General features: G+C 71.7%; 2 protein-coding genes. One reads left to right on the top strand and one right to left on the bottom strand.

Annotated elements, in window-relative coordinates:
- Positions 1-542: 542 nt before the first annotated feature.
- Positions 543-1,025, bottom strand: coding sequence for an OsmC family protein (locus AC27IQ_RS22885; protein WP_487090911.1), 483 nt, complete (start codon positions 1,023-1,025; stop codon positions 543-545).
- Positions 1,026-1,155: 130 nt separating this feature from the next.
- On the opposite strand from AC27IQ_RS22885, the gene AC27IQ_RS22880 reads away from it, so the two are divergent.
- Positions 1,156-2,216: DEAD/DEAH box helicase (locus tag AC27IQ_RS22880; protein ID WP_487090912.1), on the top strand; the 1,061-nt coding region annotated here is incomplete at its 3' end.

Raw genomic sequence — 2,216 nt, 5'->3', positions numbered from 1 at the left:
TTCCTGCTCAGCGCTTTTGCGTTCTGGTAGGCCTCGTGGGCTGGCTTGCCGCGGTCGGTGTCCTGAGGCCGCGCTGCACGTCCTTGTAGGCCTGCTGCATTTCTTCGGATGGCTCGCCGCCGGTCATCTCCACCGCCTGATCGCGCTCGTGCGGCAGGCGGGGCTCGGGGCCGTCGGGGTTCTTGCTGTCGGCGTCAGGGGCGGGGTGTGACTGCGTGGTGTCGACGCGGCGCTCCTTTGCGCTCGGGCACCGGGGGTCTCGGAAAGGGAATCGCGGGGGGTGGACATTGCGGGGCTCCTGTCGTGTGGCTGTGCCGAAAAGGCATGGCCTCGATGCTAGGAAAGCCCTCCGGCGGCGTCTGTAGGCGGGTGCGCACAGCCGGCGACGGCGGGGGCGATTTGAAGCCTTTCAGGCCGCTGGCGCAATCAATACTAGGGCATATTGCTATTAATTAAATAGCAACCGGGTGGTGCTTCGGCACGCGGCCACCCGCCGCGGCGGTGCCGGCCCCGCGCGCAATCCACGGCGGGATCGAAGCCCTTCAGGCCGCGTCCGCCGTTTCCAGCACGGGCGCGCAGTCGATGCGCGTGCGGACCGAGTTGGCGAGAAAGCACGCCGCGTGCGCCCGGTGGTGCAGCGCCTCCAGCGCCTCCTGGCTGGGCGCGTGGGCGGGGTCGAAGCGGGTGACGGGGCGCAGCTGCACGTGGGCGACCACGGGGCGGCCCTGGTCGTCCGGCGCCATCGTGCCCACGGCGTCGTCGCGGTAGCGGTCCACGCGCCAGCCGTCGCGGCAGGCCAGGTCCAGGAACCACAGCATGTGGCAGCTCGACAGCGCCGCGACGAAGGCCTCCTCCGGGTCCACCGCGGCTGCGTCGGAGTAGGGCAGGGGCACGACGTGCGGCGAGGACGACGCGGCGACGGTGGCCCCGCCGTCGAACTGCCATTGGTGGGCGCGGTGGTAGCGCCGGTCCAGGAAGGCGTCGCTGCCGCGCTGCCAGGTGATGGAGGCCAGGTGTTCTGCCATGGGGGTCTCGTTCGGTCGGTTGGAGGGGTGGGGAACGAAGGGACGCCCCGGGAGTTTAGCGACCGCGCGCCGTGCCCTGCCGAGAACCCGAACCGTTTCCGGGGCCGGCCCGGGCATGCCACACTACTGTATGTCTCAACAGGAATGGGCCGCGCAGGCCCTGCAGTCTTTCGATGCGGTGGTGGGCGCCACCGATGGGTTCCGCAGCCGCGCCGGCCAGCGGCGCATGGCCGAGCAGGTGGCGCACACCTTCAGCGTGGCGCAGCTGGGCAAGGTGGAGGAGGGGCCCGACGGCGAGGCGCCGCCGCCCACGCGCTCCATCGCCGTCGTGCAGGCGGGCACGGGGGTCGGCAAGTCGCTGGCCTACAGCGTGCCGGCCATCGCCATGGCGATCTCGCGCGGCACGCGGGTGCTGATCTCCACCGCCACGGTGGCGCTGCAGGAGCAGCTCGTCAACAAGGACCTCCCGGCCCTGGCCGCGCGCATGGAGCAGCCCTTCAAGTTCGCCCTGGCCAAGGGCCGCGGGCGCTATGTGTGCAAGCTCAAGCTGGAGCGGCTCGCCGGCACGGGCGAGGCCCATTCGCCGGAGGAGGAGGACCTCTTCGCCGAGGAAGAGGCCGCCACCCGCGCCGCCCGACCACGCCAGGAGACCGAGGCGCGCATGAAGTTCTACGCCACCATGGCCGACGTGCTCGCCAAGGGCGCCTGGGACGGCGACCGCGACAGCCTGGAGGTGCCGCCCGAGTCCGAGGTGTGGAGCCCCGTGGCGGCCGAGGCCAGCTCCTGCACCGGCAAGCACTGCCCGGCCTTCAGCCAGTGCACCTACTACGACCGGCGCAAGGCGCTGGTGGCCGCGCAGGTCATCGTGGCCAACCACGACCTGCTGCTGTCCTCGCTGGGCGCGCGGCTACTGCCCGAGCTGGACAACTGCCTGCTGGTGCTGGACGAGGCGCACCACCTGCCCGCGACCGCGCTCGACCAGTTCGCGTGCGAGGCCGACCTGTCCCGCCTGACCTGGATCGACCGCCTGGCCAGCCGCGCGCTGCGCATCGGCGCGCTGGTCGAGGTGGAGGAGATCGCCGACATCCCCAACCATTCCGCGCGCCTGCGCGCCGCGCTGCAGGACGTGGCCCGGCTGGTGATGGACGTGTATGGCGAGCAGTTGCGCGCCCCCAGGCCGGCCTGGGGCGG

This window comes from Acidovorax sp. KPB24-07, from assembly GCF_057543315.1.
This window is presented reverse-complemented; position numbering and strand designations above follow the sequence as displayed.